This is a genomic window from Marinobacter sp. ELB17 (assembly GCF_000169375.1).
Taxonomy (GTDB): domain Bacteria; phylum Pseudomonadota; class Gammaproteobacteria; order Pseudomonadales; family Oleiphilaceae; genus Marinobacter.
This window is the reverse complement of the sequence record NZ_AAXY01000005.1, coordinates 217,488-236,819: the sequence shown is the minus strand read 5'-3', so window position 1 is coordinate 236,819 and position 19,332 is coordinate 217,488. Positions and strand designations below refer to the sequence as shown.

The following is a 19,332-nucleotide window of genomic DNA, read 5'->3' as shown; positions in this document are numbered from 1 at the left end:
AATGCCTTCATGCTCAAAACGCTTGCCCTTCGACAACCCAGAATACTCCTGCTTTCGGCCTATGACGCGGGCAGCCATCGTCGCTGGCGCGAGCAGTTGGTGCTCAGCCAGCCGGCGTTCGAATGGCATGTGCTTGCCCTGTCGCCGAGATTTTTCCGCTGGCGGATTCGAGGTAACGCGCTGACCTGGCTGAGCGAGCCGCTGTTGAAGGAGCGTTGGGACCTGCTGTTAGTGACGTCCATGGTCGACCTGGCGTCAGTCCGGGGTTTTCATCCGAACCTGGCCCATACGCCAGCGTTGCTCTATATGCATGAAAACCAGTTTGCCTATCCGGCATCCGATGGGCAACACAATAGCATTGATCCTCAAATGGTGAACCTATACAGCGCTATTGCTGCCGATGCCGTGCTGTTCAACAGCGATTGGAACCGGCGTAGCTTTCTTGAGGGTGTTGAGCAACTCTTCCGGCGATTGCCCGATGGTATCCCGGAGGGAACCCTCGAACTCATTTCCGCGAAATCCCGGGTTCTGCCGGTCCCCATTGATGACCATGTGTTCCTCATTGAAGCGGAGCGCCAGAGTCCTGAGGCGGGCGAGCGTTTATGGCGCAATGGCCTTGAGCCCGGGCCTGGTGCATTACCCCTAAGAATTGTGTGGGCGGCGCGCTGGGAATACGACAAGGGTCCTGACCAGCTGCTCGCGATTCTGCAGGAACTTGAGCGCAGAGCGGTGACTTTTCAGGTCTGTGTCCTTGGTGAAAGTTTCCGCAAAGTCCCCGAAGCCATGACGACTATCCAACAGCAGTTTGCTCATCGACTCGTGCAGTTTGGGTATGCATCGAGCCGAAGCGAGTACTACGAATGGCTGGGGAGTGCGGACGTAATTCTTTCAACCGCGTTACATGAGTTTCAGGGACTGGCGGTGCTTGAGGCGGTGGCCGCTGGCTGTGTGCCCATTGTGCCGGCAAGGGAAGTTTACCCCGAGTTGTTTGCACCGGCATACTTGTATCCGGACTGTGGCGACGATATTCCGGCCGAGGCGGCTCATGCAGCGGCGTTGATTGAAAAGCAGGCTGTGGATGGCCATGGTGACCGATTAACAGTGCCAGATGTACAACGTTTCAGCCTCGGCGCATTGAAGCCGATATATAAGGCGTTACTGTCAGAAGCACTCTTTTGAAGCAGTGAATATCGAGTTCTCGCCAGAGAGTGCCGCCATTCACGGCCAGGTTTCCGGGACAACAAACACCCGGTCTGCTTCCAGCCAGTTTCCCGTTTCGTGATCTGGCCGCATTATGGCGAACAGCTGCGGAACTACTTTGCTTTCCACACGTTCCAGTGCTTCCAGAACATGTCCGATATCCGGCTGTTCGCTTTGAAACCAGTTGCCAATCCAGTGAGGTTTGTTGAGTACAACCCAATGTGACGTGTTCAGGGCTTTTGCGTCATGGGCGTACATCCAGCGCCCGCGCAAATGGTCCGCCGGAACATAATCCGGGGTTACCACGAGTTGGTCGTCTGGATAGAAAAGATACCCCGGCATAAATATTCGCGGAGTCAGCGGGCCTGTTATATGGGATTCTGCGAGCAGGGCAAGAGTTTCCGGTAGCAGTGTGCGGCGGCTCTGTTGTTCCAGCAGGCTGGTTGTTTTCATGTCCAGCCGGTCATGAGCGTTGGGGCCGTACCAGAGTGTTGAGCCGGTGAGTTCTGAAACGCCGAGATAGAACTTGATAGCGATCTCGTGGTGTTCAATGCGGTTGTTTGTCCGGTTGTCCACCACGAAATCCAGTTCGCCAAGGGTGCGCCCGCGTGATTGGATCTGCTGGTTTTTTAGCAGAATGGGCCAGCCGAGCAAGTCTTCCAGCAAAACCTGATACAGCCGCTCGAAATAGAAGCCTAATCTGCGCTGTGGTGGTTCAAACAGCATGGGTGGTGCAGTTTCTGTTTCCTGATCCCAGGCTTTAAGAATATCGGTATAGCCCGAGGGCAGATACTGTGCCGGTGCAAAGGTGATTGGCGAGCGCATCAGCTGCGGGGTTTGGCACAGCCATGCGAGATGTCTGATGGCCGGCGTTCGGTAAGTGTTGATTAAAGGAGAGACGAGGTTTACATCCATTCGCCCAGAATACCGTAAACTGTTCGTTAATAAAGGTGCGAGTGTTCTGGGGGCGGCCGCCGAACCGAGAAGACTTGCTGCATTAAGCAATAGAAAAGAACGGGAGAAAGTATGCAATACCTTCACACGATGATCCGGGTGAGCAATCTGGATGACACTCTGCATTTTTTCTGTGACTTGCTGGGAATGAAAGAGGTCAGTCGAAAAGACAGCGAAAAAGGCCGTTTTACCCTGGTATTTCTCGCTTCGCGAGACGACGAAGAGCGAGTGAAAGCCGATCGCGCACCGTCGTTGGAACTGACCTATAATTGGGACCCGGAAGAGTACAGCGGCGGCCGAAACTTCGGTCATCTGGCCTATCGGGTCGACGACATTTATCAGTTGTGCGAGCACCTGCAAACCGGCGGCGTCACCATTAATCGCCCGCCCCGTGACGGCTATATGGCGTTCGTGCGCTCGCCCGACGGTATTTCTATTGAGCTGCTGCAGAAGGGTGAGGCGCTTGCACCCCGTGAACCCTGGGCCAGTATGGAAAACAGCGGCAGCTGGTAATGGGCACAATAATCAGCGCGGGAAAGGAAATCCTGCGCTTGGCATACAAGGAGAGTCAGAATGGAAGATTGGCAAGGATGCCTGGCACCGCAATGCCAGAATGCGCTGGCGAATGCTCGCGCGCTGGTATTACAGCGCGGCGGAGCGGCGATTACCGTTGAAGATTTTTTGCTGGCGCTGCTCGACAGTTGCCACAGCCTCAGTCGTTTTTTGACAACCTGCAGTATCGACCTTGACGAGTTGACGCGCACGGTGCAGTGCGAACAGCCGATTGTTACCGGGGTGTCTGCGGAAGGTTTACTGTCTAGCCAGCTGGTGCATTGGTTTGCCAGAGCGCGCGAGTTGAACAACGCGCCCTGGTTAGACTGGCCGGTGCTGCTGCAAACCCTTACCCACAAAACAGAACGCTTGCAGGAAAAAGCGTACGTTGCGGTGTTGGAACGGGTGTCGACCTGGCCACCCAGCGTCGACGAGCTAACAATCAAGGCAGCGTCTAACGCTGCCGGTGTGCCCATGGTGATGGCGCAGGTGGACTGGATTGAGCTTGCCCATACCGTAGCGGTAGAAATCAGCACAAACCCTGCAACATTGTTGTGGGTAAAAGGCCCTCGGGGCGGTGGTAAAACCCGCTGGCTGGAAAGTGTATTGCCATTGCTGGGTATTGACTACAAGCGACTGAATTTGCGCTGCGAGTCAGACGTGCTGACGGTTGCGGAAGGCGCCCGGCACAGGCTGCGCTCGCTTCAACACTGCGGAGGGTGGCCTCTGTTGGTGATGGACGGCCTGGCGCCGCAGGATCTTTTGCAGCTGGTGGGCCGGCCTGGCAGTGTGGTGGGCGATGTGCTGGCTGCCTGGGGCGGGCCCATGTTGCTGCTGGCTGATGAGCGCATGAAAGCCAAGGTGCAGCATGTTGATCAACTACAGCTGTGCCTGGGTCGCTCGCTGACCAGCATGATGCTGCCGCCCTGTGGCGCTGGCCAGCTCCACGCTATTTTGGTGGCCCATCAGCCGGCGATAGAGCGCCAGTGGAATATAGAGTTGGAGCCGGCGGCGATTGATTTCGCTGTCGCGCAGCGCCACCGGTTTGAATGCTGTCCGGGCAAGCTACTGGTGTGGTTTAAGCGCGCGGCTGCGCGCCTGAATCTGTTTGCCTTGCGTGGTAGCAGCGAATCCGTCGCTCTAGCGGCACAAATTCAAACTCTGGAGTGTCAGCGCCTGGTGGCCCATGCGCGCCAGAGCAGTATTGGCGAGCCGGACCTGGCGCTGGAAAAGCTGGTTTGGCAACAACAGGTCGCAGCAGGCGAGTGGCACCAGCGTAATGCGCGCGGAAGCTTGCGAAAGCTGGGCGTTGCTGATTTGCAGGCCGAGCTGAACGGTCGGCTTGCAGCGAATTCGGCGGGCGGTCACACTGTTCATCATTAGGCGCAACGATGTAGGTGTTGAACCCTTGTCATCACTTCTAAAATTGTTGGGAGATTGTTTGGGTGCAGGATTTGGAAATTTATATACGCGACCTTGAAGCCGGGGCGGTATCGCGCTGGTTGTCTGATCAATTAGGCCAGGTGTCGCTGGATGACGAGGTCATAACCGGCTTTGTGAAAGGTTACGCCAGTTACAATGGTCACACGTTGTCGTTGTCGCTCTACCCGGGTGCTTTTGGCAAACGCTTCACGTGTCTGGTGATTGAGGGCCCATCGCTGCCCTGGAACAGCGATTTGGATTGCGCTCGCAGTGCTTGGCGCGCCATTGGTGGCGAACTACGTTGCAGTCCGGGCAATTGGGCCGAAGGCGACGACGCCACTGAAGAAAGATGGTGGCGAATTGATGAGCGTGGTGAGTATCAGGCCATATGGAATTAATAGAAGAGTGAAATTAGTAGAAGAGTGAAGTAGTAAAAGAATAGAAAAAAAGGGATGGAGCTTTTGGCCCCATCCCTTTTTTGTTCTAACAGCGAAGGAAAACGTTGTGTAGATTATTCGCTGAGAATTGACACGTTATCGGCCTGCAGGCCTTTGTCGGCGTCAATCACACTGAAGCGCACCAGCTGACCCTGGCGCAAAACGCGGCGACCACTGCCACGAATAGCGCGGAAGTGAACAAAGATTTCGTCACCGCTGTCGCGAACAATAAAGCCGAAGCCTTTTTTCACGTTGAACCATTTAACGGTGCCGTCTTCGTCGCCCTCAGGGGTGTTGTCGTCGAAGTCGTCATCGTCATCGTGGTGCATGTTACCGCTTTTTTTAGCCGGTACAGGGGCACGACGAGGCGCTGCAGGTGCGCGGGGCTGAGCGGCTTTAGCGGGCGCAGCGGCCGGTTGTTTGGCGTTGACCGCAACGGTGATAAAACCAGCAATGGCAAATATCACCACGGCAATTACGTAAGCGGCAATGCCCTGGGCGCTGCCCAGAACGAAGGGGGTGCTGTTGGCCACGACACTGGTTTCAGACTGGGACAGAATCTGGAACAGCTCCGGGGTAAAGGAAGCCAGCAAAAAGCCGAGAATAAAGGGAGCGGGAATCGCGATCAATAAGGCAGCAACGATCGCTTTGGCTGGATTACGCATGTGAATTGAAAATCTCCTGAATTATAACGCTAACGATAAATAACCGGATATGGGGTAAAATGACACTTCCGGCTGCATGAAGGCGGCATCTTAACAGATAACGGCAGGAACTCACTAAAACCATGACGGATAAACGACTGGAACACCGGCTTGACGAGCTGGAAATGCGGATTGCGTTTCAGGACGACGTAATAAACACGCTGAGCGAGCAGATGGCGACTCAGGAGCTGGAGCTGCGTCAGCTGTGGGAAGCCAAACAGTTACTGCACAGGCAGTTGAAAGAAGTGTCTGGTTCTAACCTTCGCAGTGAAGAAGAAGAAACCCCGCCGCCCCATTACTGAGGCAGCAGAGCGCTAACGCTTTACATGGCCATTGTATGAGCCAGGCAAGGTACTTTTCAGGCCAATAACTCCACCAGAATTTCTTCGTAAATCTGCGATAAGGTGTCCAGGTCGTCTGCGCTGACGCATTCATTCACTTTATGAATGGTAGCGTTTATGGGCCCCAGTTCCACCACCTGAGCACCCGTAGGCGCGATAAAGCGACCGTCGGACGTGCCGCCAGACGTAGACAGCTCGGTTTCACGGCCGCAGACTCTGGCAATGGCCGCTGTTGACGCCGACACCAGCGCGCCTTTGTCGGTCAGAAACGGTCGGCCACTCAAGTGCCACTGCAAATCGTAATTCAGCGAGTGTCTCCCCAATACTGCCACAACCCGCTCTTCCAGGCTTTCGGCGGTGTTTTCCGTACAATAGCGGAAGTTGAAGTGCACCAGGCATTCGCCGGGAATTATATTACTGCCGGTGCCGGCTTCCACCTTGGTAATCTGGAAAGTGGTGGGTGGAAAGTAATCGTTGCCGTTGTCCCAGAATTCCTGCGCCAGATCGTGAAGCGCCGGAGCTACTTTGTGTATCGGGTTTTCGGCCAGGTGCGGATAGGCCACGTGGCCTTGCACGCCGTGAACCGTCAGGTAGCCGTGCAGTGAGCCGCGGCGGCCATTTTTGATCACATCGCCCACCTCAACCGTGCTGGACGGCTCGCCGATCAGGCACCAGTCGATCTTCTCGTTGCGGGCTTCAAGGGTTTTAATCACTTTTACTGTGCCATCGCCGGCGGGGCCTTCTTCGTCGCTGGTAATCAGCAACGCAATGGAACCGCGGTGGTTCGGGTGCTTGCCCACAAAACGTTCGCAGGCGGTAACAAAAGCCGCCAGGCTGCCTTTCATATCCGCGGCGCCGCGGCCGTGCAGCATGCCGTCTTTTATAATCGCTTCAAACGGTGGTATTGCCCAGTTTTTCTCCGGGCCCGTGGGCACTACGTCGGTGTGCCCGGCGAAGGCCAGAACCGGTCCTTCCGAACCTTTTCGAGCCCACAGATTGTCTGTGGTGCCAAAACGCAGGTTTTCTTCGGCAAAACCCAAAGGTGCAAGGCGCGACATCATCAGCGGCTGACAGCCGGCGTCGTCGGGCGTCACCGACGGCCGGCGAATCAGATCCATCGCCAGCTTGAGGGTCGGTGACAGGGCCTTATTTGGTAAAGCAGTCATAAAGGCCCCTATCAGTTGTTGGCGTGCAGCTCGTGGTTCAGCTCAATGGCCGACTTGTTGGTTTTACATTCCACCGCACCGTTTTCACTGTTGCGACGGAACAGCAGGTCTGACTTGTTGGCCAGATCGCGGGCTTTGATGACTTCTACCAGTTTGCCTGCGTCGTCTAGCAGCGCCACTTTGGTGCCGGAAGTCAGGTACAGGCCGGCTTCTACGGTGCAGCGGTCGCCCAGGGGAATACCAATACCGGCGTTGGCGCCAATCAGGCAGTTTTCACCCACTGAAATAATGATGTTGCCGCCGCCAGACAATGTGCCCATGGTGGAGCAGCCGCCGCCCAGGTCAGAGCCTTTGCCTACCATCACGCCGGCTGAAATACGGCCTTCGATCATGCTGGTGCCTTCGGTACCGGCGTTGAAGTTGATAAAGCCTTCGTGCATGACCGTGGTGCCCTCGCCCACATAGGCGCCCAGGCGAACCCGTGCGGTGTCGGCAATACGAACGCTCTGGGGCACTACGTAGTCAGTCATCTGCGGGAACTTATCTACCGATTTTACTTCCAGAGTGCGGCCTTCAAGGCGCGCTTGCAGCTGGCGCTCAGGAAGCTCGGCCAGGTCAATGGCGCCTTCGTTGGTCCAGGCCAGATTTGGCAGCAGGCCAAATATGCCGTCTAGTTTCAGGCTGTGGGGCTTTGTCAGGCGGTGGGATATCAGCTGCAGCTTAAGGTAAACCTCGGGCGTGCTGCTGGCGGCATCGTCGGTTTCCAGTAAGGTGACGACGACCGGGCGTTCGCTGCTGGCGGCTTTTTCGGCTAACGAGGCCTGTTCGGTCTGGCCAATTTGACGCAGGCTGCTTGCCAGCTGGCTAAGTTGCTTGGCGTTGGCGCTGATGGCCTGATTGCCACCTTGAAAGTCCAGAGCGCTGCGAACCACGTCTAGCAGCGTTTCATCGGGGATCATCAAAGGCTGTTGATAAAAAACTTCCAGCCATTCGCCCTGATTGTTCTGTGTGCCAATACCAATACCGAATGCAAAGCTCATCGGGTGTGTGTTCCTGTGTTGTCAGTGAATTATGTTTTGTGATGTCAGGCTAATGTCAGCGATTAAAGCGCGCTGCCCAGTCATCGGCATTAAAGCCGATCGTCACCGCGCCCTGAAACTCCACCACGGGCCGTTTGATAATAGAAGGGTTTTCCAAGATGACGTGATGGGCGGAAGCCGCATCGATGCCCTCACGAATGCCCTCTGGCAATTTGCGCCAGGTAGTGCCGCGGCGGTTTAGCAGGGCCTCCCAGCCGGCCGAATGCTCCCAGGTGGCAAGCAGATCGCTGCTCAAGCCGTCTTTTTTGAAATCATGAAATTGGTATTCAATACGGTGCTCGTCTAGCCATTTCCGGGCTTTTTTCACCGTGTCACAGTTGCGAATGCCGTACAGTTTCATCACGAATTTGCTCTTATAAAAGCCACGATTCGCTCCGCAGCTTCGACGCACTCCTGCAATGGCGCCACTAACGCCATGCGTATGCGGTTTTCACCCGGGTTGTAGCTATTCACAGTGCGCGACAGGTAACGCCCTGGAAGCACGTGTACATTCTGTTGCGCCGAAAGCTCACGGGCGAACACTTCGTCATTCATTCCCGCCGGAGTTTGCGGCCATAAATAGAACCCGGCGTCTGGAAAATCGACGTCCATCACCTGGCGTAAAATAGGCACTACGGCTTCAAATTTGGCGCGATAAGCGCGGCGGTTTTCTTTTACGTGTTCTTCGTCGCCCCAGGCGGCAATGCTGGCCAATTGGTTGTGGATGGGCATGGCGCAGCCGTGGTAAGTGCGGTATTTCAAGAAGCCTTCAAGAATGCGCGCATCACCGGCAACAAAACCAGAGCGCAGGCCTGGCAGATTGCTGCGTTTAGACAGGCTATGAAACACCACGCAGCGGGCAAAATCGTTGCGGCCAATGACTGCGCAAGTTTGCAGTAAACCTTCAGGAGGGTTGGCTTCATCCGGGTAGAGTTCGGTATAGCACTCATCGGAAGCCACAATAAAGTCGTGCTCATCAGCCAATTCAAGCACCCGGACCAGGGTGGCGCGTGGAATGACTGACCCGCTGGGGTTGCCCGGCGAGCATAAAAACAGAACCTGGCACTGCTGCCAGACCTGCGGGTCAATTGCATCAAAATCCGGAATGAAGCTATTGCTGCCGTCGCAGGCCAGGTAAACCGGTGTGGCACCTGCCAGGAAAGCTGCGCCTTCATAGACCTGATAAAACGGATTTGGGCTGACCACTGTGGCTGGCTTGCTGCGGTCGACCACCGCCTGCACCAGCGAGAAAATGCCTTCGCGGGTGCCGTTCACCGGCACTATGTGGTGGGCTGCGGTTAGCGAGCCCGGTGCCAGCGCAAATCGTTTTGTGGCCCATTGGCTGATGGCTTCGCGCAGCTCGTCGGTGCCTTTTGTGGTGGGGTAGTTACCAAGCCGGGCTAGATTGTCTGCTACTACCTGCTTTATAAACTCCGGGGCAGGGTGCTTGGGCTCACCAATACCCAGGGAGATGGACTCCAAGTGCGCGGGCCCGGTCACCCCGGCTTTCAACTTTGCCAGTTTTTCAAACGGGTAGGGGTGAAGTCGGTCTAAATCGGGGTTCATCGAATGTTATCCAGAGTTTTACACAAGTCGTCCTGCAAGGCCTGGCAGGCAGCGGGGTCGCACAGCGCGTTACCGTTTTCGTCGGTCACAAAGAATACGTCTTCCACTCGTTCGCCTAGCGTAGCAATTTTTGCGGTGGTCAGGCGTACCCTGTGTTCCAACAGAACCTGCCCTATCCGAGCCAGCAGACCGGGGCGGTCGGGGGTGATTACTTCCAACACAGTGCGCAGATTAAAGCGGTCGTTAGACAGCAGTACCTCGGTGGGAAAAGCAAAGTGCTTCAACTGCCTTGGCGTGCGCCGGTGGATAATGTCCGGGTAGTCCTCGGGGTCGTCCAGTTCTTCAATCAGCCGACTTCTTACCCGTTCTTTGCGATCCGGGTCTATCCCCAAGGGTTGGCCGTGGTCGTCCAGCACCACGTAGGAGTTGATGGACCAAGGCCCGTCACTAGAGCTAATACGGGCATGCACAATGTTCAGATTTAATTGCTCCAGCACCGCAGTCGTGGCGGCAAACGAAGCGGTGCGGTTTTTCATATAAATGATGATCTGTGAATAACCGTCAGTCGGACCACCGCGGGTATCACGAATAAGCACCAGTGGGTCTGCATCATCGCCATGGCGGATAATGGCCGCGGTTTGCCAGGCGATGTCTATGGTGGAGTCTTGAAGAAAATAATCTTCGTCTACCGTGTTCCATAGGTTATCAATCTGGGCGTCGCTGAAATGCTGGGCGCGCAGAATCGCGCGGGCCTCGGATTGCGTAGCGTTGACCCATTCCTGGCGATCTATGCGCGTGTCGGTGCCGCGGCGTAGAGCCCTTTCCGTTTCCACATACAGCTGCCTTAACAGCGATGCGCGCCACGTGTTCCAAAGTTTGGGGTTGGTAGCGCTAATGTCGCACACGGTCAAAATGTACAGGTAATCCAGATGCGCCTGGCTGAGCACGGCGCGGGCAAATTCGTGAATGATGTGCGGGTCGGAAATGTCTTTGCGTTGTGCCGTCATCGACATCAGCAGATGATTTTCCACCAGCCAGGACGCCAGCTGGGTATCGCGATCGCTCAGATGGTGGCGCTTGCAGAAGGCTTCGGCGTCAATGGCGCCCAGCTCTGAATGATCGCCACCGCGGCCTTTGGCTACATCGTGATAGAGCCCGGCAATAAACAGAGTTTCCAGTTTTGGCAGGCGATGAATCAGCCTTGAGGCTAGCGGGTAGTCTTCACTGCTGGTGGCGTTGTGCAGGCGCACCATGTTGCGGATAACGCCCATTGTATGCGCGTCCACCGTGTAAATATGGAACAGGTCGTGTTGCATCTGCCCGATAATGCGGCCAAATTCCGGCAAATATCGGCCCAGCACGCTGTATTTCTTCATGGTAACCAGAGTTTGATCGAGCTTGTCTGGCGTGCGCAGCAGTTCCATAAACAGCGAGGTGACCGCCAAATTCGAGCGAAAGGCGTCGTCAATCAGGTGGCGGTGGGCCCGCAGTGAACGAATGGTGGTGGCGCGTATGCCGCGAATAGCCGGGTTCTGCGCCATCAGCACAAACAGCTCCATAATCGCGAAGGGCGCGTAGGCGAATACCTGGTTGTTGATGGCTTCAATATAGTGATTGCGAATTTGGAAACGATTGTTTATAGGCTGGATAACATCTTTCTGCCCACTGCCCAGAATGGCCTCATCATAATGCTGCAGAATCACGTCGGTCAGCTCGGCCAGAGCCAACACTGCGCGGTAGTAAGACTGCATCATCAGTTCAACGCCCAGGCGATCGCCCTCATCCTGGTAGCCCAGCATATTGGCCAGGCCGCGCTGATAGTCAAATAGCAGGCGGTTTTCATTGCGCTTGGCCAACAGCTGCAGTCCGTATCGAAGCCGCCATAGCAGAGTTTCGCCCGTGCGCAGAACCTGGTGCTCGTCTTCGGTCAGCACGCTGAATTGGGTCAGGTCAGCAGTGCTGTGCAAACCGAAGTGGCGTTTGGTAATCCAGCCGATGGTCTGGATGTCGCGCAACGCGCCGGGGGCGCCTTTAATATTGGGTTCCAGATTGTATTCGGTGTTGCTGTACTTGGTGTGGCGCTCTTCCTGTTCTGCACGCTTGGCAATGAAATATTCGCGGTCGGTGCTTATTTCATCTGAGAAAGCCAGCTCTGACAGCTCCCTGCGTAAATCGTCTGGCCCGGCGATGGTGCGGGTTTCCAGCAGGTTGGTCAGAATGGTGATGTCGCCGCGAGCGGCATCGGTGCTTTCGTCAATGCTGCGTACGCTGTGGCCAATGTCCAGCTTCAAGTCCCACAGCAGGGTAATGAACGCGCCAAGGTCATCGCGCCATTCGGGGGCGGTGCCCGTGCGGGTCAGAATCAGCAAGTCAATGTCGGAGTAGGGGTGCAGCTCGCCGCGGCCGTAACCGCCCACGGCAATTAACGCCACGTTGTTGGAGCGCGCTAGCGGATAGCGATTCCAGATATGGAACAATACCGTATCGACCGTGTCAGAGCGCGCTTTTACCAGTGCTCGAATATCCGCGCCCTGTTCAAAAGCGGCCGCGTCTGCCTGCTGTCGCTCCTGCAACAGCGTGCGGGCGGCGGAAACCGGTGAAGCGTCATGGCTAATGCGGTGTTCCAGCTCGCCCGCCGCCATTTAAAACGACTCTTCTTTGCGTTTGGTCAACACTTCATGACCGCCTGCAGTCACCAGAATGGTGTGTTCCCACTGGGCTGACAGCTTGCGGTCTTTGGTGACTGCGGTCCATTCGTCTGGCAGCAGTTTGGTGTGGTACTTGCCTTGATTAATCATCGGTTCGATGGTGAAAATCATTCCTTCTTTTAGTTCCAGGCCTGTGCCGGGTTTGCCGTAATGCATTACCTGGGGCTCTTCATGAAACACCTGGCCAATGCCGTGGCCACAATAGTCACGAACGACCGAGAACCGGTGCTTTTCAGCGTGCTGTTGGATCACGTGGCCGATATCGCCAAGGCGGGCCCCGGGCTTAACCAGTTCTATACCTTTGTACATGCATTCCTGGGTAATCTGGATTAACCGCTCGGTGCCGGGCTTGGGTGTGCCCACTGCCCACATTTTACTGGTGTCGCCGTGGTAGCCATCTTTTATAACGGTGACATCAATATTGATGATGTCACCGTCTTTCAGCACTTTCTGCTCGGTGGGAATGCCGTGGCAAACCACGTGGTTCACCGATGTGCAGATGGATTTCGGGAAGCCCCGGTAGTTCAGTGGCGCCGGAATAGCCTGCTGCACGTTCACAATGTAGTCGTGGCAGAGCTGGTTTAGATGTTCGGTGGTCACGCCGGGTTTGACGTGCTCGTCGATCATCTCCAGAACTTCCGCGGCCAGTCTTCCGGCTACGCGCATTTTTGCTATGTCTTCCGGGGTCTTGATGGTGACCTGCATCGGCTTTCCTATTAAAATAAATGAATCAGGCTGCTATTTTAAGGCTCATGGGCACAAGGTACAACTTCAGAGAACAAGCGGCCCCGGCACAAAACTAATGGCATTGCGCGCCATAAATATGGTATAAACGCGCCCGCTGGAAACGAATCCAGCAAATTCACACACGGGTCGACACGTTGCTCCAGGGTGCCTGCGGTTGTTGAAAACCGCACATAGGTTGGTGCAATCGGATTCGTGGAGGTCTAACCCGAAGTTACAAGGTAACTATAATGGCTCAAGTACATATGCGTGACCTGCTTAAAGCAGGTGCTCACTTTGGACACCAGACTCGCTACTGGAATCCAAAAATGTCGAAGTACATCTTCGGCGCCCGTAACAAGATTCACATCATCAACCTGGAACAGACCGTTCCGGCTATGAACGATGCTCTTAAATTCGTTGCGCGGCTGACCGAGAACAAGAACAAGATTTTGTTCGTAGGCACCAAGCGCGCCGCTGCGAAGATCATTAAAGAGGAAGCAGAGCGTTCAGGTCAACCTTTTGTGAACCACCGCTGGTTGGGCGGCATGCTGACCAACTACAAAACCATTCGTCAGTCGATTCACCGCTACCGTGAACTGCAAGCGCAGAGCAAAGACGGTACTTTTGACAAGCTGACCAAGAAAGAAGCGCTTGAGCGCTCCCGCGAAATGGACAAGCTTGAGCGTTCCATTGGTGGTATCAAGGATATGGGCGGCCTGCCTGATGCCTTGTTCGTGATAGACGTTGACCATGAGCGTATCGCTATCAAAGAAGCCAACAAGTTGGGTATTCCTGTTATTGGTGTTGTTGACACCAACAGCAACCCTGACGGTGTTGATTACGTAATCCCGGGTAACGATGACGCCATCCGGGCTATCCAGATTTACGTGAAAGCGGTTGCTGACACCTGCCTGGAATCGGTCAACGTTGGCGCAGACGAGTTTGTTGAAGTTAGCGAAGAAGCTCCAAGCGCAGCGCCTGCTGCAGAATAAGGCTTGAGCGCCTGCTGCAGAATAGAGCTTGAGAGCAACGCTTGATTTGCTCTGAGATTCAAAGCGTGCCCGGACAGGTTTCGGGCAGGTTTTCCTACCGAATTCGGAAATTTTAAGAGGACCCAACATGGCTGCTATTACCGCTGCAATGGTCAAAGAGCTGCGTGAGCGCACCGGCCTTGGCATGATGGAATGCAAAAAAGCTCTGGTTGAATCGGAAGGCAGTGTAGACGCCGCGATTGAAGAGCTGCGCAAATCATCTGGCCTTAAGGCTGCGAAAAAAGCCGGCCGTACCGCCGCTGAAGGTGTTTCACTGATCAAGATTTCAGACGACCACACCGTGGGCCTGATTTTGGAAGTGAACTCCGAAACCGACTTTGTTGCCCGTGATGATAACTTCATCAATTTCGCCAACGACGTGCTAGACGTTGCGTTCAAAAAGAACGAAACCGACGTTGCCGTGTTGATGGCGGGCGATCTGGAAGCCAAGCGCGAAGCGCTGGTCCAGAAAATCGGCGAGAACATCAGCGTACGTCGCATTGTGCGCATTGAAGGCGCGGTTGTGGGCGGTTACGTTCACAGCACCAACAAGATTGCTGCCGTGGTTGCTTTGACCACAGGTGACGCAGAGTTGGCCCGCGATATCGCCATGCACGTTGCTGCGGTAAACCCGCGCATCGCCAAGCCTGAAGATATGCCGGCTGAAGAGCTGGAGCAAGAAAAGGCGATCATCAAAGCGCAGCCGGATATGGCAGGCAAGCCGGCTGAAATCGTTGAAAAAATGATGGGCGGTCGCATCAAGAAATACTTGGCTGAAAACAGCCTGATTGAACAGCCGTTCGTTAAAAACCCGGAGCAAACCGTGGGCCAGCTGGTGACAGCGGCCGGTGGCGAGCTGATTGGTTTCCTTCGCGTAGAAGTAGGCGAGGGCATTGAGCGGGAAGAAGTCGACTTTGCTGCCGAGGTTGCTGCCGCATCCGGTATCAACAAAGGCTGATTTCAGCTTCGGAAGCTGCCTGATTGATCGGCGGCTTCGTTCAAGTCTGCCACGTTAGCCGGTTTTCTGGCTCTCGTGGCGGGCTTGTATCTGAGATGCCCCTTTTTGCCGAGGGTTATGTCAAATACAAGCCTGCCGCATCGCGCCGCCGCTTTGCGCTGAAGCCAATAGACCAGAAGGGGATCCGCATGTCGACAACGTCCAAAACTCAGCCCAGATACAAGCGTATCCTGCTTAAGCTCAGCGGTGAGGCCCTGATGGGTGATCTCGGTTTCGGTATCGACCCCAAGGTTCTGGACCGCATGGCGCTGGAAATTGGTGCGCTGATTGGTATTGGTGTGCAGGTTGGCCTGGTGATTGGTGGCGGTAATCTGTTCCGTGGCGAAGCCTTGAGCGCTGCTGGTATGGACCGCGTTAGCGGCGACCATATGGGCATGCTGGCCACCGTAATGAACGGCCTGGCTATGCGTGACGCCCTGGAGCGTTCCAACATCCGTACCCGTGTTATGTCTGCCATCCCCATGAGTGGTATTGTGGAACATTACGATCGCCGCCGCGCCGTGCGCGATCTGAAAGACGGCGACGTGGTTATTTTCTGTGCGGGTACCGGCAACCCATTCTTTACCACGGATTCTGCGGCCTGCCTGCGCGGTATCGAAATCGAAGCTGACGCGGTACTGAAGGGCACCAAGGTAGACGGCGTATATTCAGCCGACCCCCATTTGGACAGCACAGCGGTAAAATACGATTCCCTGACTTATGATGAAGTATTGGATAAAAAACTGGGCGTGATGGACTTGACGGCCATCTGTCTGGCCCGCGACCACGGCATGCCGCTGCGGGTATTTAATATGAACAGCCCCGGGGTTCTGACCCGCATCGTGACAGGCGAAAAAGTAGGTACTCTTATTGAATAACCGATTGAATAGTCGATTGACTGATTGATCGGATAGTTGATTGAATAATCCGGCAGGGTCCGGTTTTACGAACAAATCGAGGATTGGCAAGTGATTAACGAGATCAAAACGGAAGCTGAAATCAAAATGACCAAGAGCATTGAAGCTCTGGCGTCAGCGTTTAACAAAATCCGAACCGGCCGCGCGCATCCTTCCATTCTGGACAGCGTGATGGTGAACTACTACGGCCAGGAAACGCCGTTGAGGCAGGTAGCCTCGGTGAATGTGGAAGACAGCCGTACATTGACGGTATCACCTTGGGAAAAAAACCTGGTTCCGCAGATTGAAAAGGCCATCATGACCTCTGATTTGGGTCTTAACCCGTCTACCAGCGGTGACCTTATTCGGTTGCCTATGCCGATGCTGACCGAGGAAACCCGTAAAAACATGGTCAAGCAGGCCCGTGCTGACGCAGAACACGGCCGGGTTTCAGTGCGCAACGCCCGTCGCGATGCCAACAGCACGTTAAAAGAGCTGCTGAAAGACAAAGACATCAGCGAAGACGACGAGCGCCGCGGCGAAGAAGAAGTGCAAAAACTGACCGACCGTTTTATTGCGGAAGTGGAAAAGTTATTGAAAGGCAAAGAAGAGGATTTGATGGCGGTTTGATGCCGGCATTTTGAGGATACAACACTCACGGTTGCCATAAGGCGCGGCGGCCGCACAGGGGATGTTATGACCGCAACTGTTTCCGCAGCAATTCCGGAATCGGCACCGAGCCGGCCCAAACATGTTGCCGTTATCATGGACGGTAACAATCGTTGGGCCAAGGCCCGGCATCTTGCAGGTGTGGCCGGTCACAAGGCGGGTGTGGACGCCGTCCGCGCCGTGGTAGAAACCTGTGCCCGCGAGGGTGTCAAGGTTGTTACCCTGTTTGCGTTTTCCAGTGAAAACTGGCGCCGCCCGCAAGACGAAGTCTCCGCATTGATGAAACTGTTTGTGTTTGCGTTGGAGCGCGAAGTGCGCAAACTGCATCGCAATAATATTTGCCTGCGTCTTATTGGTGAACGCTCGGCTTTCAGCCCCCTGTTACAGAACTTGATGGCGAAAGCCGAAACACTCACCGCTGACAATACAGCGATGACCCTGGTAATCGCCGCCAATTACGGTGGCCAATGGGACATCACGGAAGCCACCCGTAAAATTGCCGGAAAAGTTGCAAGCGGTCAGTTGCAGCCATCGGATATAACCGAAGACCTGATTCAAAACCACTTGAGCCTGGGTGATTTGCCCATGCCAGACTTGATGATTCGTACCGCCGGCGAACAGCGCATAAGCAATTTTATGTTGTGGCATCTGGCGTACACCGAGTTCTATTTCTCGCCGGTTTTTTGGCCGGACTTCAAGCAACCGCAGATGCAGGAAGCGCTGGCCGCTTACGCCGCAAGGCAAAGACGTTTTGGCCAGACGGATGAACAGGTCGCGGCCCGATCGTCGCTCTGATAACACAACAAGAGCAGGTTCATTGTGCTTAAAACCCGGATAATAACTGCGTTGATTCTGGCGCCCATTGCTATTGGTGGCGTTTTCTTCCTGCCACCTGTGGGTTTTGCAATTTTTACCGCCGCGCTGATTGCTCTGGGTGCTTGGGAGTGGGCCAACATGGCGGGCCTGATAGAGCAGCCTGCACGTGTTGGCTACAGCGCCGCTGTATTGGTGGTATTGGCGGCTCTATACACAATGACTGCACAGGGTGTGCTCTGGTTAGCGTTGCTTTGGTGGCTGGCCGTTTTTGGTCTGGTGGCTTCTTATCCCAAAAATTCTGCGCGTTGGGGCTCGGTTCCTGCACGGGCGGCCATGGGCCTGCTGGTGTTGGTGCCGGCCTGGGTTGGCCTGAATTATTTGCGCAGCGGCGAGTTCGAATTTGCGTTGACCGATAACAACCTGCTGTTGATTCTGTATGTGTTTTCGTTGGTGTGGGTAGCAGATATTGGAGCGTATTTTTCTGGCCGAAAATTTGGCAATGCCAAGCTAGCGCCTCGGGTCAGTCCGGGTAAATCCTGGGCCGGAGTATGGGGCGGTTTGGCGGCGGTTGCGGTTTTTGCATTGGTGGTTAGTCAAACACTTGGCGCCGGGGCTGGGCAATCGGTTGCTCTGATTATTATTTCCGTTGTGACCGCTGCTGTGTCGGTGCTGGGAGACTTGTTCGAGAGCATGCTCAAGCGCTTTCGCGGCATTAAAGACAGCAGTCGGCTGCTTCCCGGGCACGGCGGTATTATGGACCGCATAGACAGTCTGACTGCGGCCATACCCATATTTACCCTGCTTGTTATTCAATTTGGTTGGCTTAATGTTGGACCCATATCTTGATGCAACGCCGTCATCTATCAGTGCTGGGGGCCACCGGCTCTATCGGTTTAAGTACGCTGGATGTAGTGCGTCGTCACCCACAGCGTTTTTCAGTGTACGCTCTGACAGCTTGCTCAAGCGTTGAAGCAATGGCCATTTTGTGCCGTGAGTTTGAACCGGCCATTGCCGTAATGACTGATGGGCCAGCGGCTGAAAAATTACGCGAGGCCTTGTCTGACTTACCGCATATAAGAGTGCTGACCGGTGAAGCCGGCCTGAGTGAGGCGGCGACTAGCCCGGGGGTTGATACGGTGATGGCGGCCATTGTGGGTGCGGCTGGTTTGCCGTCAACTCTTGCCGCGGTACGCGCTGGCAAGCGGGTTTTACTGGCCAACAAAGAAGCGCTAGTGATGTCCGGGCGCCTGTTCATGGATGCTGTGGACGAATCGGGCGCGGAATTGCTGCCCATTGATTCCGAGCACAACGCCATATTCCAGTGCATACCGGCCGGCCGTATTCGCCAACCCGATGCCGCGGGCATCACCCGTATTTTGCTGACTGCCTCCGGCGGGCCTTTCCGTGAAATGTCAGCGGCGGACATGGCACTGGTAACGCCCGATCAGGCATGCGCCCACCCCAACTGGTCCATGGGCCGAAAAATATCTGTCGATTCTGCCACTCTTATGAATAAAGGGCTGGAGCTGATCGAAGCCTGTTGGCTGTTCAACACCTCGCCGGAAAAAATTGAAGTGCACGTTCATCCGGAGAGTATTATCCACTCTATGGTCGAATATGCCGACGGCTCGGTGCTGGCGCAGTTGGGCAGTCCGGACATGCGTACGCCGATTGCCAACGGCTTGGCCTGGCCAGAGCGTATCGAAGCTGGTGTAGCACCGTTAGACCTGTTTGCTATTGGCCGACTTCACTTTGAACGCCCTGACACCGAGCGTTTTCCGTGTTTGCGCTTGGCCGCAGAAGCCTTTAAAACAGGAGGTACCGCACCGACAGTGCTCAATGCCGCCAACGAGATCGCGGTGGAAGCTTTTTTACAGGGCAGGGTTCGCTTTACTGACATCCCCGCTATCATAGGCCAAACCCTATCCGCCGTTGCTGCCGTGCCGGCCGACAGCTTTGACATAATTTTCAGTAAAGATTCTGAAGCGCGGCAGTTCGCCTGCGCCTGTGTGACAGAGCTGGCGTGCGAAAATTAGAGTCGGATTTTTACGATAGCCATTATTCCAAG

The 19,332-nt window shown here is 55.2% G+C and carries 20 protein-coding genes; 12 read left to right on the top strand and 8 right to left on the bottom strand.

Annotated features, from left to right (window positions below; genetic code table 11):
- Nucleotides 1–9: 9 nt before the first annotated feature.
- Complete coding sequence (locus MELB17_RS09015) at nucleotides 10–1,179, top strand: DUF3524 domain-containing protein (protein WP_007349888.1); 1,170 nt, start codon at nucleotides 10–12, stop codon at nucleotides 1,177–1,179.
- A gap of 39 nt (nucleotides 1,180–1,218) precedes the next feature.
- Here the strand turns inward: MELB17_RS09015 and MELB17_RS09010 are convergent, their stop codons facing one another.
- The gene (locus MELB17_RS09010) at nucleotides 1,219–2,115 is read right to left on the bottom strand and encodes a DUF1853 family protein (RefSeq protein WP_007349887.1); all 897 of its coding nucleotides are present in this window, start codon (nucleotides 2,113–2,115) and stop codon (nucleotides 1,219–1,221) included.
- Between the two features lie 111 nt (nucleotides 2,116–2,226).
- On the opposite strand from MELB17_RS09010, the gene MELB17_RS09005 reads away from it, so the two are divergent.
- The 3 genes from MELB17_RS09005 (at nucleotide 2,227) to MELB17_RS08995 (ending at nucleotide 4,526) form a co-directional block, all read left to right on the top strand.
- Nucleotides 2,227–2,667 carry a VOC family protein gene (locus tag MELB17_RS09005; protein ID WP_007349886.1) on the top strand — a complete coding sequence of 147 codons (441 nt, stop codon included), beginning with the start codon at nucleotides 2,227–2,229 and terminating at the stop codon, nucleotides 2,665–2,667.
- 60 nt (nucleotides 2,668–2,727) lie between these two features.
- The gene (locus MELB17_RS09000) at nucleotides 2,728–4,089 is read left to right on the top strand and encodes a hypothetical protein (RefSeq protein WP_007349885.1); all 1,362 of its coding nucleotides are present in this window, start codon (nucleotides 2,728–2,730) and stop codon (nucleotides 4,087–4,089) included.
- A gap of 62 nt (nucleotides 4,090–4,151) precedes the next feature.
- Nucleotides 4,152–4,526: a hypothetical protein gene (locus MELB17_RS08995; RefSeq protein WP_007349884.1), complete on the top strand. Its 375-nt coding sequence runs from the start codon at nucleotides 4,152–4,154 to the stop codon at nucleotides 4,524–4,526.
- A gap of 113 nt (nucleotides 4,527–4,639) precedes the next feature.
- Here MELB17_RS08995 and MELB17_RS26325 read toward each other — a convergent pair whose 3' ends face one another.
- Complete coding sequence (locus MELB17_RS26325; protein ID WP_007349883.1) at nucleotides 4,640–5,230, bottom strand: cold-shock protein; 591 nt, start codon at nucleotides 5,228–5,230, stop codon at nucleotides 4,640–4,642.
- A gap of 122 nt (nucleotides 5,231–5,352) precedes the next feature.
- Here MELB17_RS26325 and MELB17_RS08985 point away from each other — a divergent pair, with 122 nt between their 5' ends.
- Nucleotides 5,353–5,571 carry a SlyX family protein gene (locus tag MELB17_RS08985; RefSeq protein WP_007349882.1) on the top strand — a complete coding sequence of 73 codons (219 nt, stop codon included), beginning with the start codon at nucleotides 5,353–5,355 and terminating at the stop codon, nucleotides 5,569–5,571.
- Nucleotides 5,572–5,627: 56 nt separating this feature from the next.
- Here MELB17_RS08985 and dapE read toward each other — a convergent pair whose 3' ends face one another.
- The 6 genes from dapE to map are packed head-to-tail and all read right to left on the bottom strand — an operon-like array spanning nucleotide 5,628 to nucleotide 12,834.
- Nucleotides 5,628–6,776, bottom strand: a complete 1,149-nt coding sequence (dapE, locus tag MELB17_RS08980) for a succinyl-diaminopimelate desuccinylase (RefSeq protein WP_007349881.1) — start codon at nucleotides 6,774–6,776, stop codon at nucleotides 5,628–5,630.
- Nucleotides 6,777–6,787: 11 nt separating this feature from the next.
- A complete protein-coding gene (gene dapD / locus MELB17_RS08975) occupies nucleotides 6,788–7,816 on the bottom strand; it encodes a 2,3,4,5-tetrahydropyridine-2,6-dicarboxylate N-succinyltransferase (protein ID WP_007349880.1) in 1,029 nt (342 codons plus the stop codon).
- 55 nt (nucleotides 7,817–7,871) lie between these two features.
- Nucleotides 7,872–8,216, bottom strand: a complete 345-nt coding sequence (locus tag MELB17_RS08970; protein WP_007349879.1) for an ArsC family reductase — start codon at nucleotides 8,214–8,216, stop codon at nucleotides 7,872–7,874.
- Nucleotides 8,216–9,421, bottom strand: a complete 1,206-nt coding sequence (gene dapC / locus MELB17_RS08965) for a succinyldiaminopimelate transaminase (protein WP_007349878.1) — start codon at nucleotides 9,419–9,421, stop codon at nucleotides 8,216–8,218. Before dapC ends, MELB17_RS08970 begins: the two co-directional genes overlap by 1 nt.
- Nucleotides 9,418–12,063: a [protein-PII] uridylyltransferase gene (locus MELB17_RS08960; protein ID WP_007349877.1), complete on the bottom strand. Its 2,646-nt coding sequence runs from the start codon at nucleotides 12,061–12,063 to the stop codon at nucleotides 9,418–9,420. The genes dapC and MELB17_RS08960 overlap by 4 nt, the downstream gene beginning before the upstream one ends.
- Nucleotides 12,064–12,834 (bottom strand): type I methionyl aminopeptidase, encoded by a 771-nt coding sequence (gene map / locus MELB17_RS08955; protein WP_007349876.1) that lies wholly within the window; start codon nucleotides 12,832–12,834, stop codon nucleotides 12,064–12,066. It lies immediately after the preceding gene.
- Between the two features lie 269 nt (nucleotides 12,835–13,103).
- On the opposite strand from map, the gene rpsB reads away from it, so the two are divergent.
- The 7 genes from rpsB to ispC all read left to right on the top strand — a co-directional run bounded on the left by rpsB (nucleotide 13,104) and on the right by ispC (nucleotide 19,300).
- On the top strand, nucleotides 13,104–13,847 hold the full coding sequence (gene rpsB / locus MELB17_RS08950; RefSeq protein ID WP_007349875.1) for a 30S ribosomal protein S2: 744 nt from the start codon (nucleotides 13,104–13,106) through the stop codon (nucleotides 13,845–13,847).
- A gap of 127 nt (nucleotides 13,848–13,974) precedes the next feature.
- The gene (gene tsf / locus MELB17_RS08945; protein WP_007349874.1) at nucleotides 13,975–14,844 is read left to right on the top strand and encodes a translation elongation factor Ts; all 870 of its coding nucleotides are present in this window, start codon (nucleotides 13,975–13,977) and stop codon (nucleotides 14,842–14,844) included.
- A gap of 188 nt (nucleotides 14,845–15,032) precedes the next feature.
- Nucleotides 15,033–15,761 carry a UMP kinase gene (gene pyrH, locus MELB17_RS08940; RefSeq protein ID WP_036184227.1) on the top strand — a complete coding sequence of 243 codons (729 nt, stop codon included), beginning with the start codon at nucleotides 15,033–15,035 and terminating at the stop codon, nucleotides 15,759–15,761.
- Nucleotides 15,762–15,851: 90 nt separating this feature from the next.
- The gene (frr, locus tag MELB17_RS08935) at nucleotides 15,852–16,409 is read left to right on the top strand and encodes a ribosome recycling factor (RefSeq protein ID WP_007349872.1); all 558 of its coding nucleotides are present in this window, start codon (nucleotides 15,852–15,854) and stop codon (nucleotides 16,407–16,409) included.
- 66 nt (nucleotides 16,410–16,475) lie between these two features.
- A complete protein-coding gene (gene uppS, locus MELB17_RS08930) occupies nucleotides 16,476–17,243 on the top strand; it encodes a polyprenyl diphosphate synthase (RefSeq protein ID WP_007349871.1) in 768 nt (255 codons plus the stop codon).
- A gap of 24 nt (nucleotides 17,244–17,267) precedes the next feature.
- The gene (locus tag MELB17_RS08925; RefSeq protein WP_007349870.1) at nucleotides 17,268–18,110 is read left to right on the top strand and encodes a phosphatidate cytidylyltransferase; all 843 of its coding nucleotides are present in this window, start codon (nucleotides 17,268–17,270) and stop codon (nucleotides 18,108–18,110) included.
- A complete protein-coding gene (ispC, locus tag MELB17_RS08920) occupies nucleotides 18,110–19,300 on the top strand; it encodes a 1-deoxy-D-xylulose-5-phosphate reductoisomerase (protein ID WP_036184113.1) in 1,191 nt (396 codons plus the stop codon). Before MELB17_RS08925 ends, ispC begins: the two co-directional genes overlap by 1 nt.
- Nucleotides 19,301–19,332 lie beyond the last annotated feature (32 nt).

Coding starts and splice junctions, on each gene's coding strand:
- MELB17_RS08960 (WP_007349877.1), bottom strand. CDS start 12,063: ATGGCGGCGGGCGAGCTGGAACACCGCATTAGCCATGACGCTTCACCG.
- MELB17_RS09000 (WP_007349885.1), top strand. CDS start 2,728: ATGGAAGATTGGCAAGGATGCCTGGCACCGCAATGCCAGAATGCGCTG.
- MELB17_RS08985 (WP_007349882.1), top strand. CDS start 5,353: ATGACGGATAAACGACTGGAACACCGGCTTGACGAGCTGGAAATGCGG.
- MELB17_RS09005 (WP_007349886.1), top strand. CDS start 2,227: ATGCAATACCTTCACACGATGATCCGGGTGAGCAATCTGGATGACACT.
- dapD (WP_007349880.1), bottom strand. CDS start 7,816: ATGAGCTTTGCATTCGGTATTGGTATTGGCACACAGAACAATCAGGGC.
- uppS (WP_007349871.1), top strand. CDS start 16,476: ATGACCGCAACTGTTTCCGCAGCAATTCCGGAATCGGCACCGAGCCGG.
- rpsB (WP_007349875.1), top strand. CDS start 13,104: ATGGCTCAAGTACATATGCGTGACCTGCTTAAAGCAGGTGCTCACTTT.
- dapE (WP_007349881.1), bottom strand. CDS start 6,776: ATGACTGCTTTACCAAATAAGGCCCTGTCACCGACCCTCAAGCTGGCG.
- tsf (WP_007349874.1), top strand. CDS start 13,975: ATGGCTGCTATTACCGCTGCAATGGTCAAAGAGCTGCGTGAGCGCACC.
- map (WP_007349876.1), bottom strand. CDS start 12,834: ATGCAGGTCACCATCAAGACCCCGGAAGACATAGCAAAAATGCGCGTA.
- dapC (WP_007349878.1), bottom strand. CDS start 9,421: ATGAACCCCGATTTAGACCGACTTCACCCCTACCCGTTTGAAAAACTG.
- pyrH (WP_036184227.1), top strand. CDS start 15,033: ATGTCGACAACGTCCAAAACTCAGCCCAGATACAAGCGTATCCTGCTT.
- MELB17_RS26325 (WP_007349883.1), bottom strand. CDS start 5,230: ATGCGTAATCCAGCCAAAGCGATCGTTGCTGCCTTATTGATCGCGATT.
- MELB17_RS09015 (WP_007349888.1), top strand. CDS start 10: ATGCTCAAAACGCTTGCCCTTCGACAACCCAGAATACTCCTGCTTTCG.
- MELB17_RS09010 (WP_007349887.1), bottom strand. CDS start 2,115: ATGGATGTAAACCTCGTCTCTCCTTTAATCAACACTTACCGAACGCCG.
- MELB17_RS08970 (WP_007349879.1), bottom strand. CDS start 8,216: ATGAAACTGTACGGCATTCGCAACTGTGACACGGTGAAAAAAGCCCGG.
- ispC (WP_036184113.1), top strand. CDS start 18,110: ATGCAACGCCGTCATCTATCAGTGCTGGGGGCCACCGGCTCTATCGGT.